Source organism: Olsenella sp. SW781 (genome assembly GCF_012027725.1).
Taxonomy (GTDB): Bacteria; Actinomycetota; Coriobacteriia; order Coriobacteriales; family Atopobiaceae; genus Thermophilibacter.
In genome coordinates this window covers 1-1,544 of sequence record NZ_SJOU01000031.1, presented here as the reverse complement: position 1 = coordinate 1,544, position 1,544 = coordinate 1, and the positions used below count along the sequence as shown (strand labels likewise).

Sequence of the window (1,544 nt, the reverse complement as noted above, 5' to 3'; positions counted from 1 at the left end):
CCGTTCCAGTGGATGATGTACTCCTCGAGGTCGCGCTTGAACGACTCGAAGTCGTCCCAGTCGCGCCCGCGGAAGAACTCGTCCTTGATGTGGCCGAAGACCTGCTCGGTGGCTCCGTTGTCGATGCAGTTGCCCTTGCGCGACATGCTCTGGGTGACGCCCATGCCGCGCAGCCTCCCCGTAAAGGACGGGTGCTGGTACTGCCACCCCATGTCCATCTGCATGACCGGCGCAGCGCCCTCGGGCATGGCGGCCTCGAGCATGTCCAGCATCTCCCCCTGCTGGGCGAGGTCCGGGTGCAGTGATATGGAGTGCGCCACTATCTCCTTGCTGCCGAAGTCGTAGACCGGCGCGAGGTAGGCCTTGCCGAAGGAGAGCCTGAACTCCGTGACGTCGGTGCCCATCTTCTGCCACGGGCCGTCGGCGGCGAAGCCCCGGCCGAGCACGTTCTCGAAGGTCTCGCCGGCCTCCCCCCTGTACGAGTTGTACCTGTGGTAGTCGGTCTCGCGCCTGATCCCGCAGCGCAGCCCCATCTCGCGCATCATCTTGAGCACCGTCTTGTCCGCTATCCGCTCGCCGTCCACGGCCCTCAGCTCCATCGCTATCTGCCGGTGGCCCACGCCGTTGGGGAGCCTGCCGAATATCTCGGCGACCCTCGGCCGGAGCTCCGGCCTGGTCGGCCCCTTCGGGTGCGCCAGCGCGTAGTAGTAGCTCGACCTGGCGAGCCCGGCGGCCCCAGCAGGTCGGCGAGGTCGTGTCCCTGCCCTGAAAGCTCGGCGACCGCTAGGGCCTTCTCCCGGTTCGGGAGCGGAGCTCCGCCTTCAGGGCCATCGATTTTTTAGGTACGCCACCTCGGCCTCGAGCCGCCTGACCTCGCGCTCGAGCTCCTGCTCGCGGGTCATCGGCGCCGCCCCGGCGCCCGACCCCCTTGGCCTGCCCTTCGGCTTGGGCCTGAGCGCCTCGGCCCCGCCCTCGCGGTGGAGGCGACACCACCGCTTCAGCGGCGAGAGGCTCGCTATCCCGTAGCGCGCCATCGCCTCGGCCTTTGGCCATGCCGCCGTCGACCACGGCGCTTGCCGCGGCGACCTTGGTCTCGAAGCCGTATCTCGCGTGCGTCTTGCCCATGTTCAGCAGGCCGTCCCTCCCCAAGGACCGGTACGTCTGCTGCCATTTTCTCACGGCCTCCTCCGGAATCCCGAGGACCTTGGCGACAGATCCCCGCCCCTCCGCGAACATGTCGGCGGCGAGCTCCCTGAGCTTGCGGTCGTGCCTGCGCCGCAGGTCGACGGACATGGAAAGCCTCCCATCTCCCGGACTTCTATTTCCATGTCCAAGAAATGGGAGGCAGTTCAGTCCCGAGCGGGGCCCTTTTTTATTGTCTATCTATGCTCAAGGCCCTCTCAGGGGAAGAGCGACGATCGTCGTCTCCTTGCTTCGGATAGGATTCCTGGCCATTAAAGGCCTCTTCCCTCGCCAGGTTGAGACGCATTTTGCAGAATCTCTTCCTGTTCAGACACGGGGCTTTGCTTAATGGGAGCTATACA

At 65.7% G+C, this 1,544-nt stretch carries 2 protein-coding genes; both read right to left on the bottom strand.

Annotated elements, in window-relative coordinates:
• On the bottom strand, positions 1 to 698 hold a 698-nt coding region (locus tag E0L17_RS10850), incomplete at its 3' end, for an IS3 family transposase (protein ID WP_206109136.1).
• A gap of 123 nt (positions 699 to 821) precedes the next feature.
• Positions 822 to 1,034 (bottom strand): helix-turn-helix domain-containing protein, encoded by a 213-nt coding sequence (locus tag E0L17_RS11175; RefSeq protein WP_286163468.1) that lies wholly within the window; start codon positions 1,032 to 1,034, stop codon positions 822 to 824.
• Positions 1,035 to 1,544: the final 510 nt, after the last annotated feature.